Annotated in this window: 17 protein-coding genes and 2 pseudogenes; 10 read left to right on the forward strand and 9 right to left on the reverse strand. The window is 70.0% G+C overall.

What is annotated here, in order from left to right; all coding sequences use genetic code 11:
* Position 1 precedes the first annotated feature (1 nt).
* The 5 genes from ABTZ58_RS09520 to ABTZ58_RS09540 all read right to left on the reverse strand — a co-directional run bounded on the left by ABTZ58_RS09520 (position 2) and on the right by ABTZ58_RS09540 (position 5,043).
* The gene (locus ABTZ58_RS09520) at positions 2 to 1,231 is read right to left on the reverse strand and encodes a sensor histidine kinase (protein WP_351352644.1); all 1,230 of its coding nucleotides are present in this window, start codon (positions 1,229 to 1,231) and stop codon (positions 2 to 4) included.
* An 18-nt stretch (positions 1,232 to 1,249) separates the two neighbouring features.
* Positions 1,250 to 2,149 carry a CPBP family intramembrane glutamic endopeptidase gene (locus ABTZ58_RS09525; protein WP_351352647.1) on the reverse strand — a complete coding sequence of 300 codons (900 nt, stop codon included), beginning with the start codon at positions 2,147 to 2,149 and terminating at the stop codon, positions 1,250 to 1,252.
* Positions 2,150 to 2,491: 342 nt separating this feature from the next.
* Positions 2,492 to 3,076, reverse strand: a complete 585-nt coding sequence (locus tag ABTZ58_RS09530) for a TetR/AcrR family transcriptional regulator (protein ID WP_351352650.1) — start codon at positions 3,074 to 3,076, stop codon at positions 2,492 to 2,494.
* On the reverse strand, positions 3,069 to 3,905 hold the full coding sequence (locus tag ABTZ58_RS09535) for an alpha/beta fold hydrolase (protein WP_351352653.1): 837 nt from the start codon (positions 3,903 to 3,905) through the stop codon (positions 3,069 to 3,071). Before ABTZ58_RS09535 ends, ABTZ58_RS09530 begins: the two co-directional genes overlap by 8 nt.
* A gap of 775 nt (positions 3,906 to 4,680) precedes the next feature.
* Positions 4,681 to 5,043 (reverse strand): STAS domain-containing protein, encoded by a 363-nt coding sequence (locus ABTZ58_RS09540; protein ID WP_351352656.1) that lies wholly within the window; start codon positions 5,041 to 5,043, stop codon positions 4,681 to 4,683.
* 210 nt (positions 5,044 to 5,253) lie between these two features.
* Here ABTZ58_RS09540 and ABTZ58_RS09545 point away from each other — a divergent pair, with 210 nt between their 5' ends.
* The 3 genes from ABTZ58_RS09545 to ABTZ58_RS09555 all read left to right on the forward strand — a co-directional run bounded on the left by ABTZ58_RS09545 (position 5,254) and on the right by ABTZ58_RS09555 (position 6,950).
* A complete protein-coding gene (locus tag ABTZ58_RS09545) occupies positions 5,254 to 5,700 on the forward strand; it encodes an ATP-binding protein (RefSeq protein ID WP_351352659.1) in 447 nt (148 codons plus the stop codon).
* Between the two features lie 281 nt (positions 5,701 to 5,981).
* Complete coding sequence (locus tag ABTZ58_RS09550) at positions 5,982 to 6,236, forward strand: EF-hand domain-containing protein (RefSeq protein ID WP_351352662.1); 255 nt, start codon at positions 5,982 to 5,984, stop codon at positions 6,234 to 6,236.
* A gap of 429 nt (positions 6,237 to 6,665) precedes the next feature.
* Positions 6,666 to 6,950, forward strand: a complete 285-nt coding sequence (locus ABTZ58_RS09555) for a hypothetical protein (RefSeq protein ID WP_351352665.1) — start codon at positions 6,666 to 6,668, stop codon at positions 6,948 to 6,950.
* Between the two features lie 414 nt (positions 6,951 to 7,364).
* Here ABTZ58_RS09555 and ABTZ58_RS09560 read toward each other — a convergent pair whose 3' ends face one another.
* Complete coding sequence (locus ABTZ58_RS09560; RefSeq protein WP_351352668.1) at positions 7,365 to 8,180, reverse strand: hypothetical protein; 816 nt, start codon at positions 8,178 to 8,180, stop codon at positions 7,365 to 7,367.
* A 953-nt stretch (positions 8,181 to 9,133) separates the two neighbouring features.
* Here ABTZ58_RS09560 and ABTZ58_RS09565 point away from each other — a divergent pair.
* Both ABTZ58_RS09565 and ABTZ58_RS09570 read left to right on the forward strand, forming a co-directional pair.
* Complete coding sequence (locus ABTZ58_RS09565; RefSeq protein ID WP_351352671.1) at positions 9,134 to 9,601, forward strand: NUDIX hydrolase; 468 nt, start codon at positions 9,134 to 9,136, stop codon at positions 9,599 to 9,601.
* 274 nt (positions 9,602 to 9,875) lie between these two features.
* A pseudogene (locus ABTZ58_RS09570) lies at positions 9,876 to 10,177 on the forward strand (dienelactone hydrolase family protein); the annotation flags it as partial.
* A gap of 185 nt (positions 10,178 to 10,362) precedes the next feature.
* Here the strand turns inward: ABTZ58_RS09570 and ABTZ58_RS09575 are convergent.
* Together ABTZ58_RS09575 and ABTZ58_RS09580 are read right to left on the reverse strand one after the other, a co-directional pair.
* A complete protein-coding gene (locus tag ABTZ58_RS09575) occupies positions 10,363 to 11,505 on the reverse strand; it encodes an FAD-dependent oxidoreductase (RefSeq protein ID WP_351352674.1) in 1,143 nt (380 codons plus the stop codon).
* Between the two features lie 265 nt (positions 11,506 to 11,770).
* Positions 11,771 to 12,466: a TetR/AcrR family transcriptional regulator gene (locus tag ABTZ58_RS09580; RefSeq protein WP_351352742.1), complete on the reverse strand. Its 696-nt coding sequence runs from the start codon at positions 12,464 to 12,466 to the stop codon at positions 11,771 to 11,773.
* Between the two features lie 376 nt (positions 12,467 to 12,842).
* On the opposite strand from ABTZ58_RS09580, the gene ABTZ58_RS09590 reads away from it, so the two are divergent.
* The 4 genes from ABTZ58_RS09590 to ABTZ58_RS09605 are packed head-to-tail and all read left to right on the forward strand — an operon-like array spanning position 12,843 to position 16,454.
* Positions 12,843 to 13,838, forward strand: a complete 996-nt coding sequence (locus ABTZ58_RS09590; RefSeq protein ID WP_351352677.1) for a branched-chain amino acid ABC transporter permease — start codon at positions 12,843 to 12,845, stop codon at positions 13,836 to 13,838.
* Positions 13,839 to 13,850: 12 nt separating this feature from the next.
* Positions 13,851 to 14,843 (forward strand): branched-chain amino acid ABC transporter permease, encoded by a 993-nt coding sequence (locus tag ABTZ58_RS09595; RefSeq protein ID WP_351352680.1) that lies wholly within the window; start codon positions 13,851 to 13,853, stop codon positions 14,841 to 14,843.
* Positions 14,833 to 15,711, forward strand: coding sequence for an ABC transporter ATP-binding protein (locus tag ABTZ58_RS09600; RefSeq protein ID WP_351352683.1), 879 nt, complete (start codon positions 14,833 to 14,835; stop codon positions 15,709 to 15,711). The genes ABTZ58_RS09595 and ABTZ58_RS09600 overlap by 11 nt, the downstream gene beginning before the upstream one ends.
* Before the next feature lie 2 nt (positions 15,712 to 15,713).
* Positions 15,714 to 16,454 (forward strand): ABC transporter ATP-binding protein, encoded by a 741-nt coding sequence (locus ABTZ58_RS09605; protein ID WP_351352686.1) that lies wholly within the window; start codon positions 15,714 to 15,716, stop codon positions 16,452 to 16,454.
* Positions 16,455 to 16,476: 22 nt separating this feature from the next.
* Here ABTZ58_RS09605 and ABTZ58_RS09610 read toward each other — a convergent pair whose 3' ends face one another.
* Positions 16,477 to 17,724 carry an ABC transporter substrate-binding protein gene (locus ABTZ58_RS09610; protein ID WP_351352689.1) on the reverse strand — a complete coding sequence of 416 codons (1,248 nt, stop codon included), beginning with the start codon at positions 17,722 to 17,724 and terminating at the stop codon, positions 16,477 to 16,479.
* A 946-nt stretch (positions 17,725 to 18,670) separates the two neighbouring features.
* On the opposite strand from ABTZ58_RS09610, the pseudogene ABTZ58_RS09615 reads away from it, so the two are divergent.
* A pseudogene (locus ABTZ58_RS09615) lies at positions 18,671 to 18,762 on the forward strand (alpha/beta hydrolase); the annotation flags it as partial.

Here is an 18,762-nt window from a genome sequence, read left to right on the forward strand (position 1 = left end):
GTCACTCCGGTGCGGGATGGGACGGGATCGTGGCGTGGACCACGAACCCGCCCTCGGGTCGGGGTCCGGCCCCCAGTTCACCATTGACCATCCGCACCCGTGCACGCAGCCCCGCCAACCCACGCCCGCCCGCAGGGCTCCGCTTCCGCAGGGCAGGTGCCGGTGCCGGGGAGGCGGTGGGCCCGTCGGTGGTCACCTTGATCTCGATGCGCTCCTCGCCGTGCCGGACCAGGACTCGTGTCGTCTGCCCGGCGGCGTACTTCATCGCGTTGGTGAGCGCCTCTTGCACCACCCGGTACGCGGCCAGCTCCACGTCCACGGACCGTGCTCGCCGCTCGCCCTGCTCGCTGAACTCGACCGGCTGCCCCGACCTGCGGGCCTGTTCGACCAGGTCCCCGAGCCGTCCCAGGGTGGGTGCCAGGTCCGCCCGTGCCGGGTCCGCGGACGCTGACTCGCCGGTCGCCTCCAGCACGCCGAGCAGGTACCGCAGCTCTGTCAGCGCCCGACGGCCGGTGTCGCTGACGGCCGAGAGTCCCTCGCCGGCTTTGTCCGGTGCGGAGGTGAGCAGGAACTGTGCCGCGTCCGCCTGCACCACCATGGCCGTCACGTGATGGGTGACCACGTCGTGCAGCTCGCTGGCGATTCGTGCCCGCTCCGCGGCCGCGGCCACTTCGGCGGCCAGCCGCCGCCGCTGCTCCTCTTCCGCCCGCCGTGTGCGCACGGTGCTCCCCACGAGCCGGAACGCGGCCAGAGTCAGATAGAACGCGAGATAGTCCGCGATGCCCTGCGGTGAGCCGAGGCGGTCCAGGACGAGGGCCAGCACGGCGTAGCCCGCACTCACCACGCCCGCCAGACCACGGCGGAAGCGGACCTGGTGAGCCCCGGCCGAGTACAGGGCCAGATACAGCCCCAGACTCCCGAACGTCGTCGCGAAGCCCAGCGCCTGATACGCGGCGAACGCGCCCGCGACGACAGCCAGACAACCCGCGGGCCACCGCCGGCGGGCCGCCAGCGGCAGGGTCTGGGCCAGAATCAGCCCGACACCCAGCGCGCTCGCCGGCCGCTCGGGCAGATCCCCGATCTGCGCTCCGATGTTGGACAGGGTGGGCACGAAGGCCAACAGGGCCAGCAGCAGGGCGAGAACACCGTCCTTGAGGAAGGCGTCCCGCTCCTCCCACCAGTCGAGCGGCGCCCGGAGCAGCGCACGGCTGCAGGGCGCCTGAGGGGACATCACTACCGTTTCCTCCGGTCAGCCGGCCTGAGTGTGTCGTGCGGGCCGACGGGGCAGCAGACGCCCGCCGCGGCGGGTGAGGACGAACATCCGGACGGCGAGCAACACACCGATGACGACGGACACCAGCGCCGCCTCCATGCCGAAGCCACCGCCGGTCAGCACAACCGAGCCATGCACATCGACGGTGAACAGACCCTCGGAGGTGTGCCCGGAGACGGGGATGCCGAGCAGCTGTTCGGTGGTGTTCCAGGCGAAGTGCAGACCCGCGACGAACCAGATGCTACGCCGCCACAGGAACGCGGCGCCGAGCATCACGCCCGCCTCCAACGCGATCGCCAGCGCACTCCACGCACTGGCTCCCGGAGCGCCCAGATGGGCGATGCCGAAGAACATCCCGGTGATCACGATGGCGGCCCGGCTGCCCCACAGCTGCTCCAGAGCCTGCAGCGCCAGACCGCGGAACAGCAACTCCTCGGTGACCGCGGTGCCGAGCTGCACCATGACCGCGGACCAGACGACCGCCATGAAGCCATGGCCCGCCCAAGAGAACGAGTAGCCTCCGAACGCCGTGATCAGCAAGGTGGACGCCAGAACGAAACCCAGGCCGATCGCCCCGCCCAGCAGCGCCTCCCGGCCGGCTCCCCGCCGTGCGATCTCCGGCGTCGAGCGCCGCGCGACACGGCGCATGACCAGCCAGTACACGGCCACCGCGGCCACCGCGCCCAGCACCGGAACCGGACCAGGACCGGTGGCGGTCAGGCCCGAGACCAGGCCGACGCCGACCAGGCCCGTCAGCATCCAGCCGAGCGGAGAGCGCACGATCCGGTCGAGACGACCGCCGTGACCGCCGCGACCGTCGGGGCCCGTGTCCGGGCCGGGGTCTCCGGCGTGCCGTGCGGTGGACGTTGTACTCATCGTGGCCTCCCCTGTAGCGGTCGCACAGGCGGCGACCTGACAACCACGCTAGGAATCCGGCGCCGTCCGCGAATCACCCGCGCATGGACAGCTCCTGTAGCTCTCACGGGGGATGCGCCTGGAAAAAGGATCAGGCACGCGTTCAGAACCGGCCACGACGACCGCCGCCGCGGCGGCGAGACCAAGCCGAGTTCAGGCCGAGGATCTGACCGACTTGCCCACCAGCCGGGCCCACCCCCGCACAGCTCCGATTTCGCTGCAGGGGACATCGTGGTCCGGCCGCCGCCGCAGCGGTTGCGAGGTTGTGAGGTAGATAGGGAGTGGGGGCTATGTCATTCTCCGTCATTCTTCGGAGGCGTGATCAGGACGGCCGGCCTGGAAGCCGGCGATCAGGGTGTCGATGAGGAAGTGGAAACTCCGCGTCGCGTCGCGAGGCAACTTGAAGCCGCTGGCGCCCTCAAGAGTGACGAATCCGTGAAGTGCTGATCGCAGTGCCCGTGCGGAGTCGACTACGCGCGCGTCGGGCAGGCCGAAGCCCGCGAGGACGTCGAGCAGAACCTGCAACGCCTCTTCGCTGACGCGGCGGTCCTCCTCGTCACCGGGCGCTGGAGCGGGGATGGTGGCGGCGTAGCGGCCGGGATGCTCCAGGGCCCAGTGACGGTAGCTGTCGGCGAACGCCCGTACCGCGTCCGGGCCGGAACGGCCCACGGACTCCCGGGCCAGCTGGTGGGCGAGTTCGCGCTTGGCCTGGACGGAGATGCCGTGCCGCAGTTCGTGCAGGGAGCCGACGTGCTTGTACAGGGACGGCGGCCGTACGCCGAGCCTGTCGGCCAGCAGACCCATGGTCAGGCCCGCCCAGCCGACCTCGTCGGCGAGCGCCGCTCCCGCCGCGACGACGGCGTTCTTGTCGAGGCCCGCCCTAGGCATGGGCGTGTGCTTCCAGGAAGGCCAGCATGAGGGACACCGTCTCCTCGGGATACTGGTCGTGCGGGTAGTGGCCGGCTCCCTCGATCACCGCGAGTTCTCCGACACCGGCCGGCATCGCAGCCACGATCGCCTCGCCCTCGGCGCGCGGATCGACCCAGTCGGGATCGAGTGAGCCCTGCACGATCAGGGCAGGGCACCGTACGTTGCCCAACTGGGCGCTGGCGTCGGTCGGCGCCGACTGTCCCATCTTCTGCATCGCCCGCATCCGGCCGGGCTCGCCCAGCATCGCCTTGACGCGGGCCAGCCGGTCGGTCCAGTCGGCCGGCTTACGGCCCGGGTAGGCGTGGTCGAGATAGCGGCACCACAGTCCCACGCTGCCGAACAGGCTGGCGCCGAGCAGCCGGAAGGCGCCCTTGCGGTAGCTCTTCGAGCGGAAGTCGCCGAATTTGATCGACTGCGCGCGCGTGAAGGGGCCCAGCTCGATGATGCCCCTGACCAGGCCGGGATCCTGGGCGGCCGCGATCGTGGCAGCGCCGCCGGAGATCGAGTGGCCGACCAGGACGGCCGGGCCGCCGTCGATGTGGCGGATCACTGCGAGTAGATCGCCCGCGATGTCGGTGCGCGAGTAGGAAGGCCATTGCGCGCTCGACTCGCCGCAGCCCCGCAGGTCGACCGCGGCCACTCGATACCCCGCCGCCACCAGTCGCGGCACGACGAACCTGTACGCCGTGCGGCTGTCTCCCATGCCGTGGGCCAGTACGACCAACGGGCCTTCTCCAACGGCCTCGTAGGCGATGGTGCCGCCCGGGACGGAGACGAGCTCAGTCATGGCATCTCCCTGCTTGTTAAGTGCAATAGCTATAAGCTAATGCGACTAGCCAAAAGCTAATAGCAATAGCCAAGAGTGTCAACCCCGGCCGGGTGTCAGGTGAGGGCAGTCCGGGGTGGAGTGACAGGGGGATGAGTGGGGGGGTACGGCCCTGCGTACGTGTAGGGGGCGGACAGCCGGCTCGCACAGGTCCAACAGGCGCCCGATGCGGCCGCCTTCCGGGACCTGCCCGGCCAGCGGGTCGATCAGTAGTCGGGCGAGCGGGGGAAAGGCGTACCCGAAGCCGACAGCGCTGCCGCCCTCTTCAAGGACCCATCCGTGGCCTGCGCACCCGGGTTGTCGACCAGTTCCGGGTGTCTGTCGGCCCAGCCTCCGGCGATGGTGCGGCACGGCCGCGTGCCACTGCAGCGCGCCCAAGACGGTGTGCTGGCGTCGCGAACGGCTACTGCGATGGCGGATCTGTGGGTCCTTGGATGAGGACGCTGGCGACCCGCATGCACCTGAACTGCAGGAACGAACGGATCTGGGAGCATGACCAGGTCGTGCTCGAGTGGAAGGCCGGCGGGTGCTCGGCTTCCGCACCTGATCGGGGCAGGCGACGGCGACTGACCCCGTAGGCAAGTTCGAGACGGGCTCGGGCAAGCCCGCGTTGTCGGTGGCGTGCGACGCTGATCAGATGAACGGCCATGAGTCGCTGCTGAACGGACGTACGGCGTCAGCCGTCCCCGCGATGAGAAGCCCTGCTCACAGGGCGGGACGGCGGCCCCGTACCGGGTCAGGCGTCAAGGGCCTCTTCGGTGGTGGGATGACAGCCGATGACTTGGTCCAGGCCCACCAGTTGCAGGACGCGCAGCACGGAAGGCTGAGCGTGGGCGATGCGCACCCACCCCTGCGTATCTTCCGCGTGCTGGTGGGCGGCGACGAAGACGTTGATGCCGCTGGAGTCCATGAAGGTCACGCCGCTGAGGTCCGCCACGATCCGCGACGATGCTCCGTCGGACGGCAGCAGAACCTCGGTGAGTAGATCCTTGCTGTCGTGGTCGATCTCGCCGCGCAGGGTGACCAGCCGGATCCCGTCGACGACTGCGTGTTCGGCGGACAGGCGGCAGGGCCGGGCTGCTCCGTGGGTATCGGTCATGTGTTCCTCGGCTGGTTTCGATGGTGACGAAAAGGCCCCGACAGGATCTGCGCCGACTGCCCGCCCCGATGTTACGGCGAACACAGGTTCGCCTTATGGTGCAGACCTCACAGGGACATGTGAGGCGATGCGCGGGGTAGGCGCACGCGCATGAACGGGGGTACGAGAGTGAATCCGGCTGGATCGGTCCCTGAGGGCGAAGGCCACGTGATGCCGGGCCCTCCTGCGATACAGGACACCGTCGCCCTCGACGGTGGCGGGCATGTCATCGCCGAGGCGCGCCATCGGGCGGCCGGCTTCCTCACACGTGTCCAGGTCGAGCACGGCATCCCGGTATCCACGCGCGCCATGGACCTGGCGCAGTTGGTGGTCAGTGAGCTGGTCACCAATGCCCGCAAGTACGCTCCCGGCCCGGTGCTGATGGAGCTGCGGATCGCCGGGGACGTGGTGGAGGTGGTGGTGTGGGACTCCGATCCGGTCCTGCCGGTGGCGCGCGCTGCCGATGCGGGCAGGGTCGGTCAGCATGGGCTGGAGATCGTCATGGCCGTGTCGCAGGGTTTTGAGGTCCAGCGCGAGCCGGTGGGCAAACGCATCACCGCCCGTATCGCCCTGCTGGACGACCCCGACGGCGCTGTCGCAGGACGCAACCCGCTGTAGACCCTCGGGCCTGGCAGCGCGTACCGAGCTGTGAGGCCCTTCCGCGTCGGGGCCGGCCCTGGGCAGTATCCCGGCAGGCCGGATCTCGCGGGTCGGTGAGCTGGGGTGACGGTGACGGGTTCGTTCGGGCGGGCCCGGGCGAGTTGGCTCAGGGCGGTCCGTCGACGGCCGTAGGCGATCAGGTGGGCTGTTGGTCAGGGCGGGGAACCCGGGCTGTCCAGCATGCGTCCTTCTGTCTGAGCGGGATGGCATGCTCGACGACACACCGACGGGGACACGTGATGAGCGACAAGGCTCGCAGACTCTTCGAGGCCCTTGACCTGGACGGCGACGGGCTCCTGACCCGTGAGGAGGTGATCATCGCCTTGCGAACGAAGGGACCGTCGCTGGCCGCCATGGGCGTTATCCCGTCCTGGGGCGTGCAGGGCGCCGAGGCGTCCTCCGCTCTGTTCGACGCCGCCGACCAGAACGGCGACGCTGTCCTCTCCTTCGAGGAGTTCACCGCCGTGGTCGACCGCCGGTTCGGCTGGAGCTGATCCAAGGAACGGGGCCGCCTCGCCCTCCGGCACGACGCTGGAGGTGGCGAGGGTGAAACGAACGGGCGGTGACGCGATGCGCTGGCCGGTCGCTTCGCCTCGTATCTCGAAACACCAAGGCACCCTCGGTCCTCGCCTGACACGTCGGGGCTCCACCAGCGTCCGCCTCCACCCGCATGCCGAGATACGCCGCCTGGGCCGCTGGACGCGCAGATGCGCTTCCTGCTCACGAGGGGCTCGAGAACGGGACCGGGGCGGTTGTGAGCAGATCGGGGGGACAGGACTCGGCCAAGTGGACGCCTCGCCTGGCGGGTGCCGCCGGTCACCTTGAGTCTGGGTTCAGTAGCCCGCGGCCGCAGGGACATCCATGTCCTGTCCCCAGCCGTCGGCTGCCCGCACCCGCCATCCCCCCACGCGAGGAGAGCCGTCATGCCCAGAGCTGCTACGACCAAGGTGGCGCAACCCGTTACGGACGACAGCATCAAGGTGCGCCAGCTCAGTCACTACCAGTTCAGCTGGGTTGCCGGTGAGCCCGCTGCCCAGGGCACGCTCACCCTGCAGCTGGTGCTCGACGAAGGCGCCTGGGAGGAGGTGCTGACCGTCGACGTCGACGACGCCGACGTGCTGCAGGACCTCCTGCGCAGCACACCGACCGTGCACTATGACGTCAGCCGCCGGACCTTGATGTTCGGTGTTACCGCCGTCGGCACCTGAAACGCCCGCCCGTCACTGCAGGGCTCCCTGGCCGCCGTCGGCAATGGATGCCCATCCACCGTGCCGAGCCGCACCATCCAGCCGAACACGACCCTGCGCACCCTCAGCCGGGCGGCGGCCTGCTCAGGCCCGAGCGGGGTTTCGGCTGCGACCAGTTCGTCGACCGCGGCCTGCTGGTCGATCTGAGTGCGAACCCGGACGGGACACTGCACCATCCCGGCCAGGTCGCGGAGGTCTGCGCGGGGGAGGATCGGGCGGACCTCCGCCGCACCATGAACGCTGTCACGTTCGCCTTCTGCTGGGACCGGCCCTCACCCGACGGCCGACTCACCCGCCCCCCGGCACCTCGTCGGCAGCCAGACATCCCCCGCTCTCAATGTGTGAAGGCAGGCGCGTTCTCGGACTGGATGACCTCTACAGCGCGTCGGACTCGGGATCCGCGTCCCAGCCGCGTACGCGATGGACACGAGCGGTCTTCGGGTAACACGTGCGGGAATCCGACCGGGGACCGATCTCGAAGAGGTCGATCAGCAGGAAGAGCGGATACGCCGGAGCCTGTGGCGACCGTTTCACGATGACGCCCTCACACCCGATGAGCGTCCCGGACGGCCCCCACAGGGCGGTCCAGGTGTGCGGCTTCGACGCGTCCAGGGGCAGGACGACTTCCGTCATGTCGGTCGTCAGCCGCCGGTCCGAGTGCGCCTTGACCCCGCAACGGGCGCGGCTCTCCTGCTCGCCGACGGTGTCGGCGTCGATCTCGAAGATGCACAGCTCTCCGGTGTCGTGTTCGGAGAGGTGCTCCGTCCCCACGAGCCACGCCGCGAGCATGCACCCCTCGTCCACACTCGCACTGACCGTCACGTCCACCCGTCCGGCCGTGGGTGCCCACAGCAGGCTTTCGGGGGTCTGCGTGCGGACGACGAGCCCGTCCGGCCGATGCCGATGCGTTCCCCGGTGCGATCCCACCGGCCCGGAGAAGACGCCGGTCTGCACGTTGGACACCCGCAGCGGAGCGTCCTCCTCGCGCCAGTCCGGCTGGTCGGCGTCGATCCGCAGCCGCAGTCCGGCGCGGTCGATGTCGTACCGGGCCCGTGACTGATCGGGTGACGTCCAGTGCGGCAGGTAGTGATCGACCCACCGATCCCGCCGGAGGTGCGGGGCGGCGAAATCGTCGTCGAAGTCAGCCGCACGGGCCGGGGGCTCGGGGAGACGCAGGACATCGGGACCCATGGCGCAATCCTGACAGACGGCCACGCGGCAACGCCGTATACGGGCGCAACCGTCAAGCAGCCATGCGTCTCGATGACATCGTCGGCACCGAACTCCTCGCTTGGGACGACCGGTTGGGGCAAGGCGGAGCTGTTGTCGGTCTTCCCACGATGGGCCGCCCTGCCGGACGCTCGGCATGCGACGTTCGAATTCCTGACCAACGGCCGGCTGAGGCCGACGGGCGAGCCGGTGGAGCAGGCAGGCCTCCCGGAGCGACGACTGTCGTCCCGCCTGGAAATCGCGCGCGTGCTCGACGTGCCCGTGACCCGGAGCAACACCCAACGGTGGCCCGGCACGGTGCTGGGGCCGTCACCTGGCGGGATGACGGGTGGGGTTGGGTCGCAGCAGGCGACCGTCTCGCTCCGGGCAGTGCCGGCGAGCGGTGCTACGGCGAGCACGGCCGCCCCGCCCGCTACGGCCCGGTGTGGACGTGTGCTGCCCACAGGCCCGGCACGCTCGGGTAAGTGGCCCGCAGTTCACGCACGGTGTGATGCAGGGCCGCGCCGGGTCGGCGGTCCTCCCGGTCAGGCGGCCGTAGAAGTGGCGGGCCGTCTCGACGGCGACGCTGTCGTCGCCCCCGCCCCAGGGTGCCGACGACGTGGCGGTAACCGCCCACCCCTCGCCTCCCAGTCCGCCAGTACCCGGGCCCCGGCAGCAGGTCCGCGAGCAGGCGCGCCTCGGCCGCAGCGCCGGGCACCCGCGGGACGCTGACCACCAGCGGGTCGCGCACCGGCCCGGGAGGCCGACGCCGACCCGCTCGGAGCAACCGCACGGTGGGGGCGTACGACGACACCGCCGGCTCGGTCATCGACGGCCGTGCTCCGGCGCCACCGGTGCCACTGAAGTCCGACCGGCCGGAGCCGGGGGGGAGAGAGAGGGGCTTCTCGTGGAGTCGTTCGGGGAAGCATCCGACCGTGGCCTACCCCGCAGATGAACCGCTTGCAGCCGATGGCCGTGGTAACTGCTTGATCTCGTTCGCGCGGGGCGGCGAGGCAGCGCCGCCGCAGGACGCCCCGCTGCCGGCGGCCCTGGTGGCCTTGTGGCGAGCCGGTCGGGTCCTCATGGTCTTCGATCGGTATCGGCAGTCCTGGGAGCTTCCCGGGGGGAAGATCGAAGAGGGCGAAACCCCCCGCCAGGCAGCCGCGCGCGAGCTACTGGAGGAGACCGGGCAGCAGTCTGACGAACGGTTGCGGTTCATCGGCTACGCGCGGTTCGTGCTGGCGCCTGACCGACGAGCCGAGTATCTGGCCCTGTACGCAGGATCCTGCGCCGAGAGCCGCGCCTTCGAGCCCATTTCGGCCATCCACTGGTGGGACCTCCTCGAACGCCTCCCGGGGTATGTGCAGCCTCTGGACGCCTATCTTGCCGCGCGCACCCGGTAGCTCAGCAGCCGTCGTCACCCCGCCACCGAGCTGTGGTCACTGTTCAGTAGCAGCGGTCGAGACTCGCTGTTACCGGACGCCCCGCGCCGGGCCGGTGCAGTCCGCGGCCCTCGACTCCGCGTTCTGGCGTCAGGGCCGCGTCAGCTTCCCGCCAGGACGACGGTCCTGATCATCCCCGAGCGGGTCAGGGCCGTCGTGCTGCCTGGCGCCGTTGCGTGCGACCCCGGCCCGGGTGGTGCACTGACGGGGCTGCCGGACCGGGGCCCAACCAACTACCGCGGGACGACCGAGCGAGGCAGCGCGCATCCGCCGCCCGGCGTGGGCCGGGGCCGGTTCCGAAGACCGATCATGCCGCCCGCGCAACGAGACGCGTTCACCGCCGAGATGCACGCCGCGGGCGTCGACAGGCGCCTCACGATCTATGGCGGCGCCTTGCACGCCTTCCACCACCCGCCGGTCGACCACCCCACGGTCCCCGGTGTCGGCTACCACCCACAGCACACGCAGCGAGCCTGGCGCGACGTCGTCGACCTGCTCGCCGAGTGCCTGCCCGTGACGCAGGACCTGTGGGGATGACCCAGGCAGGCATGGATCTGTGACGAGACACCGACGCCGAAGGGGGCCTCACCGGAGCCGGATGGGCGCCGCCCATCTGCTGCATGGGGTCGATCTGGCGAGGCGGGGTCCAGATGCCTGCCCAGGACATGAATTGCTCCGGTGGGCGGCGGGTGGACAAGGCCCGGCGGCGGTCGGCTGCCATCTCACCGGCCGGCTGGACCGGTTGTGAAGAACTCGACCATCTGCTCCAGGCCCCGCTCGCCGAACATCATGTCCAGGCTGGCGGCGGACTCGGCGGCGGAGGCTTCGCCGCGCGGGAAGAGCGCCGTCTCGTAGGCAGCCAGGGCGGCCTCGGTGTCGCCGCCGTGGGCGGCGATGGCCAGGGCGAGTTCCGCACCGTCGAGCATGGCCAGGTTGGCGCCCTCGCCCGCGAACGGCGACATCACGTGGGCGGCGTCGCCCAGCAGTGTCACTCCCGGGACACGCTCCCAGCGGTGCCCGACCGGCAGGGCGTGGATACGGCGCGGGGTGATCGTGTCCGCGTCGGCGATCAGGCCGCGCAGGCCCTCGTCCCAGCCGTCGAAATGGGCGAGGACCGCGGCCTTGGCGGTGGCGTGGTCGGTGAAGTCGATTCCGTCCAGCCAGCCTTCGTCGGCTTTGAGCGCGGAGTAGACGTGAAGCGAGCCGTCGGTCTCCCGGTGCGCGAGGAAGCCGCGCTGGTGGCCCAGGGCGATGAAGAATCCGCGCCCGATGAGGGAGGCGCTGCGCGGGTGGCGGGTGCCGGCCTCGAACAGGTCGGTCTCCACGAAGGAGATGCCGGTGTAGGCGGGCTTGGCGTCGGAGACCAGCGGCCGAATCCTGGACCATGCACCGTCGGCGCCGATGAGGAGGCCGGTGGTGATGGCCGATCCGTCGGTGAACGTCACCTCGTGGCGCCCGTCGCCCAGCGGCCGGGCGCCGGTGACCTTCCGGCCCCAGTGGACCGTGCCGTCCGGCAGGGAGTTCAGCAGCAGATCACGCAATTCGCCTCGGTCCACCTCCGGCCGGCCGCCGGTGCCGTCGTCCTCCTCGGCGACGTGCACCGTGCCGTCGGGGCCCAGCAGGCGCATGGCCTGACCGCCCTCGTGGACGATCTTGAGGAAGTCGTCGTGGAGGCCGGCGGCGTGCAGGGCCTTCTGCCCGTTCTCCTCGTGGATGTCCAGCATCCCGCCCTGGGTACGGTCCGCCGCCGACCCCTCCAGCTCGAAGATCGCCGACTCGATGCCGTTGACGTGCAGAACGCGGGCGGCGGTCAGACCGCCTAGGCCACCGCCGATGATTGCGACGGGAAAGTGGAGGGTGCTCATGGTGAACCTCTTCAGGAAGCGAAGCGCGGGATGCAGGTGCGTACCGGCTGAACGGACTGCCGACACCGGCGCCGGCCCACGGACAGGACGGCACCACGAAATGCGCGGCACTAGCGATCGCACCGGCCATTCCACCGTAACGAACGCGTTCGTTGCGAACAAGTTCGGGAAGGTGCGTGTATAGCCACGGACCTAGGGACCTACCGGGGCGGCACCGGTCCGGCGGACCTCGCCCGGCGGACCTGCGCCCGCCGGGCCTGGGGGTTCAGTCGGCTGAAGCGGGTGTCGGAGTGCGCGTGATGCCGTTGACGAGGACGTCGAAACTCCAGCGCATCCGGTCCTGGGCCGTGCCGCTGATCAAGTCCGGCATGTGCGCGCTGATCGCCGGATGCGTGGCCTCGTCGACGGCGCGCAGCGCACGGACGGCGGCGTTCCAGTCGTCTTCGGAACCAGGGTCGAGCGCGTGCGTCGAATGCTCGGCGGCGATGGCCGTGGCGTCCTGGAGGAGCTTGTCCAACCCCCAGGCGACCTGCCCGCGAGGGGCGCCACTGCGCGCGAGGAGATCCAGGATGCGCTCCACCAGCCGCAGGTAGTTCTCGCCGCTCGGCCGGGCCACGAGCGCGGACCGGGCCAGCTGTGGGTACTTGAACAGCACCAGGGTGTACGACGTCATGACAGCGCGCAGCTGCTCGCGCCAGTCGCCACCGCCGTCCCGGCCAGTCAGGTCGACCTCCCCGAGAAGGGCGTCCAGGACGGCCGCGTGCAGCTCGGCGGTGTTGGCCACGTAGACGTACAGCGAGGCCGGGCCGGTGTCCAGCTCCTGCGCCAGGCGGCGCATCGTGACCTTCTCCAGCCCTTCCTCGCGCATGATGCGCACGGCGGTGTCCACGATCCAGCGCCGGGACAGGGCGGGCTTCGCCGGACGCTCCCGGCGGCTGATCGGCTCTCTTCTCCCACGCATGACACCGATCGTAACGAACGCGTTCGCAGCACGGGCCTCCGTCAAGCACCGATCAGCTCGCGGGTGGTCGAAGTCGTAGCCCTGGTCCGCATGCAGTTTGACCGGACGTCGGCACCGGGGGCGAAAGCGGGAGCGGACCGGCGGGATGCCAGGCGTCAGGGGGATCCATAGGGTTGGGGCTGATGCGGGATCTACGGAAGATCTGCCAGGACCTTCCTCGCCTCCGGGACCAGCGCAGGGGGTGTGCGGGGGTGGTGTCGTCGCATCGTGGGTGCTGTCCAGGACGAACAGCAGCCGTGGGAAGAGCGGGTAGCGCCGCCGCCACTTGCGCCTACACTGGGGCGGTAAGGGACGTTCGTGACGTACCGGGACCACCGTGCGCTATCAGCGGATGCTCGTGCCGGCCCTCGCCCTGGTCCTCGTGGCGGTGCCCGCGATGTCCGCGCGGGCACAGGGTGAGGAAGTCCCGCGCGGCCCCACGTTCGCCGCGCGCGCTCTGCAGGCGCTGATCGACGGCATCCAGTTCGGGGTGATCATCGCGATCACATCGGTCGGGCTCTCACTGATCTTCGGCACCATCCACCTGATTAACTTCGCGCACGGTGAGTTCGTCACGATCGGCGCCACCTTCGCGTTCTTCCTCAACGCCTCCGCCGCCGGCCCGGGCTGGCACCTGATCCCCGCCGCCCTTGCCGCGGTGGTCTTCGGCGCCCTGCTCGGCGGGGTGGTCGACCGCGGCATCTGGCGCCCGCTGCGGGCTCGGGGCACCGGGCTGATCAACATGTTCATCGTCACCATCGGGCTCTCGTTGCTGCTGCGCCACGTTGTACTCGTGCTGTACGGAACACGGCCCGCCTCCTACGCCCAGTACGACATCCAGAACACGATCGGCATCGGGTCGGCCGGCATCACCCCGCGGGACCTCACGGTCACCCTGCTCTCCGTCCTGGTGCTGCTCGGCATCGCCGCGCTCCTGCAGAAGACGCGGATCGGCACGGCTGTGCGGGCCGTCTCCGCCAACCGCGACCTCGCGGAGGCGTCGGGCATCGACGTGCAGCGCGTGGTGCTGTTCGTGTGGATGCTCGGCGGCGGGCTGGCCGCGCTCGGCGGGGTGTTCTTCGGACTGGTCGAGATCGTCACCTGGGACATGGGCTTCAAGCTCCTGCTGCTCATGTTCGCCGGGGTCATCCTGGGCGGCCTCGGCTCCGCCTACGGTGCGATGGTCGGCAGCCTCGTCATCGGCGTCGTCGCCCAGATGTCCACCCTGTGGTTCCCGGTCGACCTGCAGTACGCCTGGGCGCTGATCGTCCTCATCCTGGTCCTCCTCGTCCGGCCGCAGGGCATTCTCGGCCGGGCCGAACGCGTCGGGTGAGGGGGCGGCGCCATGGACTTCTCGGCCATCCTCTCCGACGCCCTGCGCTCGGGAATCGGCCCCATCGCCGCCATCTACGCCCTCGCCGCGATCGGACTGAACCTGCACTTCGGCTACACCGGGCTGCTGAACTTCGGCCAGGTCGGATTCATGCTGGTCGGCGGCTACGGGCTCGCCATCACCGTGTCGACGTACGGCGGCCCGATGTGGCTCGGCGTCCTGGGCGGAATCGCCTGCGCGATCGTGCTGGCCCTGCTCCTCGGCCTGCCCACCCTGCGGCTGCGCGCCGACTACCTCGCCATCACCACCATCGCGGCGGGGGAGACGCTACGGCTGTTCTACCGCTCCAGCTGGGCCGAACCGGTCACTGGCGGGGTGTTCGGGCTGCAGCGCTTCGCCGACGACTTCTACGCGCTCAGCCCCATCGAGCCAGGCACCTACGGCCTGTGGCTCGTGCGGTTCAGCGCACGCGACCTCTGGGTGATGATCGTAGGATGGGCGCTGGTGGTCGCGGTCGGAGGTCTGCTCGCCCTGCTGATCCACAGCCCCTGGGGCCGAGTCATCCGATCGATCCGTGATGACGAGGTCGCCGCGCGCAGCCTCGGCAAGAACGTCTACGCCTACAAGATGCAGAGCCTAGCGCTCGGCGGCGTCATCGGGGCGGCCGCGGGCATGATGCAGGCGATCCAGGTGCAGTCCGTGAACCCGGACAACTACGACCCGGGTGTCACGTTCTTCCTGTACACGCTGCTCGTGCTCGGAGGCGCCGGGCGGATCCTCGGGCCGGTCGTCGGCTCGATCCTGTTCTGGTTCGTCCTCAGCTTCCTCGACAGCGCGCTCCGCCAGGCCATCGACGCCGAGTACATCTCGCCGGACCTCATCAGCACCTCGGAGGTCGGCGCGGTGCGCTTCGCCCTGGTCGGGGTCGCCCTGATCCTGCTGGTCGCGTTCCGGCCGCAGGGCATCCTCGGCAGCCGGAAGGAGATGCTGCTCAGTGGCCGCTGACCCTGTGGTGCCCCACCCGGGACGGCTCTCGGAGATCGATCCCGAGCCGGGGGTGCGCAAACCCGATCCCCTGCTGGTCCTGGACCAGGTGACCCGCACCTTCGGCGGCCTCGTCGCCGTGCGGGTCGAGCACCTGGAGGTGCAGCGCGGGGCCATCACGGCGCTCATCGGGCCCAACGGTGCCGGCAAGACCACGTTGTTCAACGTGGTGAGCGGGTTCGACCGGGCCGACGGTGGCCGGTGGACGTTCGACGGCCGGCCGCTCACCGGCACCCCGGCGCACCGGGTGGCGCGGCGCGGAATGGTCCGTACGTTCCAGCTGTCCAGGGCGCTCGCCCGGCTCACGGTGCTGGAGAACCTGCTGCTCGCCGCCCCCGGGCAACGCGGCGAGCGGATGCTGCCCGCGCTGCTGCGACCGCTGTGGCGCGGCCAGGAGCGTGAGTTCGAGGGCCGGGCCGACGAACTGCTGGACCGGTTCCGGCTCGGACCCCTGCGCGACGACCACGCCGGCACGCTCTCCGGCGGCCAGCGCAAACTGCTGGAACTGGCCCGCGCGCTGATGACCCGGCCGGTCATGCTCCTGCTCGACGAGCCGATGGCCGGGGTGAACCCCGCGCTGACCCAGTCGCTGCTCGGGCACATCACGCGGTTGCGGGACGAAGGGCTGACCGTGTGCTTCGTCGAGCACGACATGGACGTGGTGATGGGCATCAGCGACTGGGTGGCCGTCATGGCCGACGGCCGCCTGGTGGCCGAGGGCCCACCGCACACGATCGGCCGGAACGCCGCCGTCGTGGACGCCTACCTGGGCAAGCGGCACGACGAGCCGGATGCGACCGAGGAGGAGGGGAAGGGGAAGGAGGAGTAGCGATGTCCGACGAGGAACAGGTACCGGTGCTGGCGGCCGATGACATCGTCGCCGGATACGTCCCCGGTGCCGACGTGCTGCGCGGATGCAACGTCGAGGTGCGGCCGGGCGAGGTGGTCGGTGTGATCGGCCCCAACGGCGCGGGCAAGTCCACGCTGATCAAGGCCGTCTTCGGGTTGCTGCGGGTGCGCGGCGGGACCGTGCGGCTGCGCGGCGAGGACGTGACCGGCAGGCCCGCGCACGAGCTGGTCCGGCGGGGCGTGGGCTACGTACCGCAGCTGCAGAACGTGTTCCCCACCCTGACCGTCGAGGAGAACCTGCGGATGGGGCTCTACCTGCGGCCCAAGGACCACGCACGGCGGGTCGCCGCGGTCGAGGAACTCTTCCCCGTGCTGTCCGACCGGCGCAAACAGAAGGCCGGCGCGATGTCCGGCGGCGAACGCCAGATGCTCGCGATGGCCCGCGCGCTGATGATGCAGCCGCAACTGCTGCTGCTCGACGAGCCGTCGGCCGGCCTGTCACCACTCCATCAGGACCACGTCTTCGACCGGTGCAGGATGATCAACAGCGCGGGCGTCGCCGTGCTCATGGTCGAGCAGAACGCCCGCAGGTGCCTTCAGCTCTGCGACCGCGGCTACGTGCTCGACCAGGGCCGCAACGCGTACACCGGCACGGGTACGGCCCTGCTGCACGACGAGAAGGTGATCGAGCTCTACCTCGGCACGCTCGCCCGCGTCCGTTGACCCCCGTCGTCGGTCCTCCCGGTCACTCCTCGGCCCTGCTGGTCTCGGTACGCAGGGCCTGCAGCTTCCCTTCGTCGTCGTAGCCGTACACCTCGATCGCCGCCTGGCCGGGTTCGCCCTTGTCGGTGAAGTCGAGCGGACCGCTCACACCGTCGTAGTCGATGTCCCTGCCGTCGGCGAGCAGCTCCTTGCAGGCGGCGAACGAGTTGCACTTCTCGCCGTCCCTGGTGATCCCGTTCATCTCCTTCACGTAGTCGCCCGGGTCGTCGGACTCCGCCTTCTCGGCGGCGAGCGCGATCGTCGTCGCGCAGTCGAACACCTGCGGCGCGAACTGCAGCTCCTTCAGCTTCGGCGCGAACTCCTTCAGCTCCTTCACGTACTGCTCGTTCTCCGCCGAGGCCGGCGCGGTCCCCTTCATCCCGGAGAGCCTCTCCGGCTGTCCCGGAGCGACCAGCGAGGGCAGTTCCTCGCTGCGCAGGCCGTCGGCGCCGTAGACGCCGATCCGGTCGGGCCCGAGTCCGGACTCGATCATGCCCTGCAGGATCTGGGTGCCTTCCTCGAAGGCGATCACCACGGCGGCGTCCGGCCTGGAGTTCTCCACCTGCTGGACGACCTGGTCGAAGTTGGTCGCCTTCGGGTCGTAGGTCTCCGCGAGCGTCACCGTCGCACCGCGCTCCTCGAGCGTCTTGCGGGTGGCCTCCATCAGGCCGCGCCCGTAGTCGTCCGCCCGTGCGACCAGGGCCACCCGGTCATGGCCGTCATCACGGACGACATCCGCCAGGATGGGCCCCTGCAACGCGTCGCTGGGGACGGTACGGAAGTAGAAGCCGTCGTCCTCGTAGTCGGTGAAAGTGGGAGCGGTGTTCGACCCCGAGCACTGCACGACGCCCGCTCCGGTCACCCGGTCGATGAACGCCAGCGACATACCGGAAGCCGCCGCTCCGACGATCGCGTCCACGCCCGCGGCGAGGACCCGGTCCGCCGACTGTGCGGCAACGGCCTCCTGGCCCGCCTCGTCGCTGGAGACCACGGTCGGTACGGACTTGCCCAGGACCCCGCCCGCGTCGTTGATCTTCTGTATCGCGAACTTCAGCGACTCGACCTGGGGTGGGCCGAGGTAGGCCAACTGTCCCGTCTCCGGCAGGACGTAACCGAACTGGAGCTCACCATCGCCCGGATCGGCCTGGGCAGTGCCGGTGGAACCGCAGACGGCTATCACGAGGGCGGCCGCGCTTGAGAAGATCGCGGACCGCCGTATCGACGCTTTCATCTCCGCCTCCGCTCGTTACAGGCGGCGGTGGTCGACTGGCCGGCCCTCCGCCTGCCATCTGTACACGAGCGTAGAACTCGTCTGGAGTCCGGAAAAGACACAAGGCCGACATATCGCCTCGCGGCCCTCGCCCTTCGGGCTCCGCGAGCCATCCAAGATCCTTTACTGCGGGTGCGCCGTCGACGGCTGCTCGGAACGCCGGAGGGTAGGTCCGCGGCGCGGGCAGCGGGTGGAGACAGCGGTCAGTGCGGTGCCCGCGAGCGCGCGACGAGCGGAGTGCGCAGGCCGGCGAGTCTCATGCCGCAAAGCCCGGCACGAATCAGTCCTCGTGAGTGAGTCGCCGCCGGTGGTGAAGAGTCGCCGTGTCGGGGATGTTGTGCACCGGTCGCACGCGGCGCAGGGCCCGTGCCGGACGCAGCCGTTCCCACGCGCAGTGCGTTCCTTCACGCGCGAGGGGCGTACCCCTTCCTCCCTCTCATGGGGAATCGCGAGCCTGGCCCGAAACCGGAAGGATCATGTACGCGCTGCCTGACCTGCGCGCCCTGTGCCGACATGCGGGCGACGGCGCGTCCCGCACGTGAGGGGGCAACGCCCTTGGAGGCCTGGCCGGCGGCACCGCCACGAAGACCGTCGGCGTCAACCCGTACAAGGACATCCTCGGAGTCGCGTCCAAGGCCTTCAACCAGATGGAGCGCTACGCCCTCACCCACGACCAGGACGGCCAACCACACATGCACCAGGAGCTAGGCACGACAACCGCTGACCACAGCGTGCGGTTCGCCGTCGTGCTGCTCGACCACCTTTCGTATCCCTTGTCCGGCTGCGACTGCTGCCCTCGTCAGTCGCGGAACACTCGTTCCGTACCGAACCGCTTGACCGTCGAGTAGACCGGTCGTATAGTCCTGGGTGTCGGAACGGAACACGCGGCTTCGAGAGGCAGAGGGTCATGGGACGTATCAAGGTCGGCACGGAGAACAGCAGCGACATCGAGGTGCAGTACGAGGACAAGGGCTCGGGTCAGCCCGTGGTGCTGATCCA

It is taken from the genome of Streptomyces sp. NPDC094143 (genome assembly GCF_040303825.1).
In the GTDB taxonomy this organism is placed as follows: domain Bacteria; phylum Actinomycetota; class Actinomycetes; order Streptomycetales; family Streptomycetaceae; genus Streptomyces.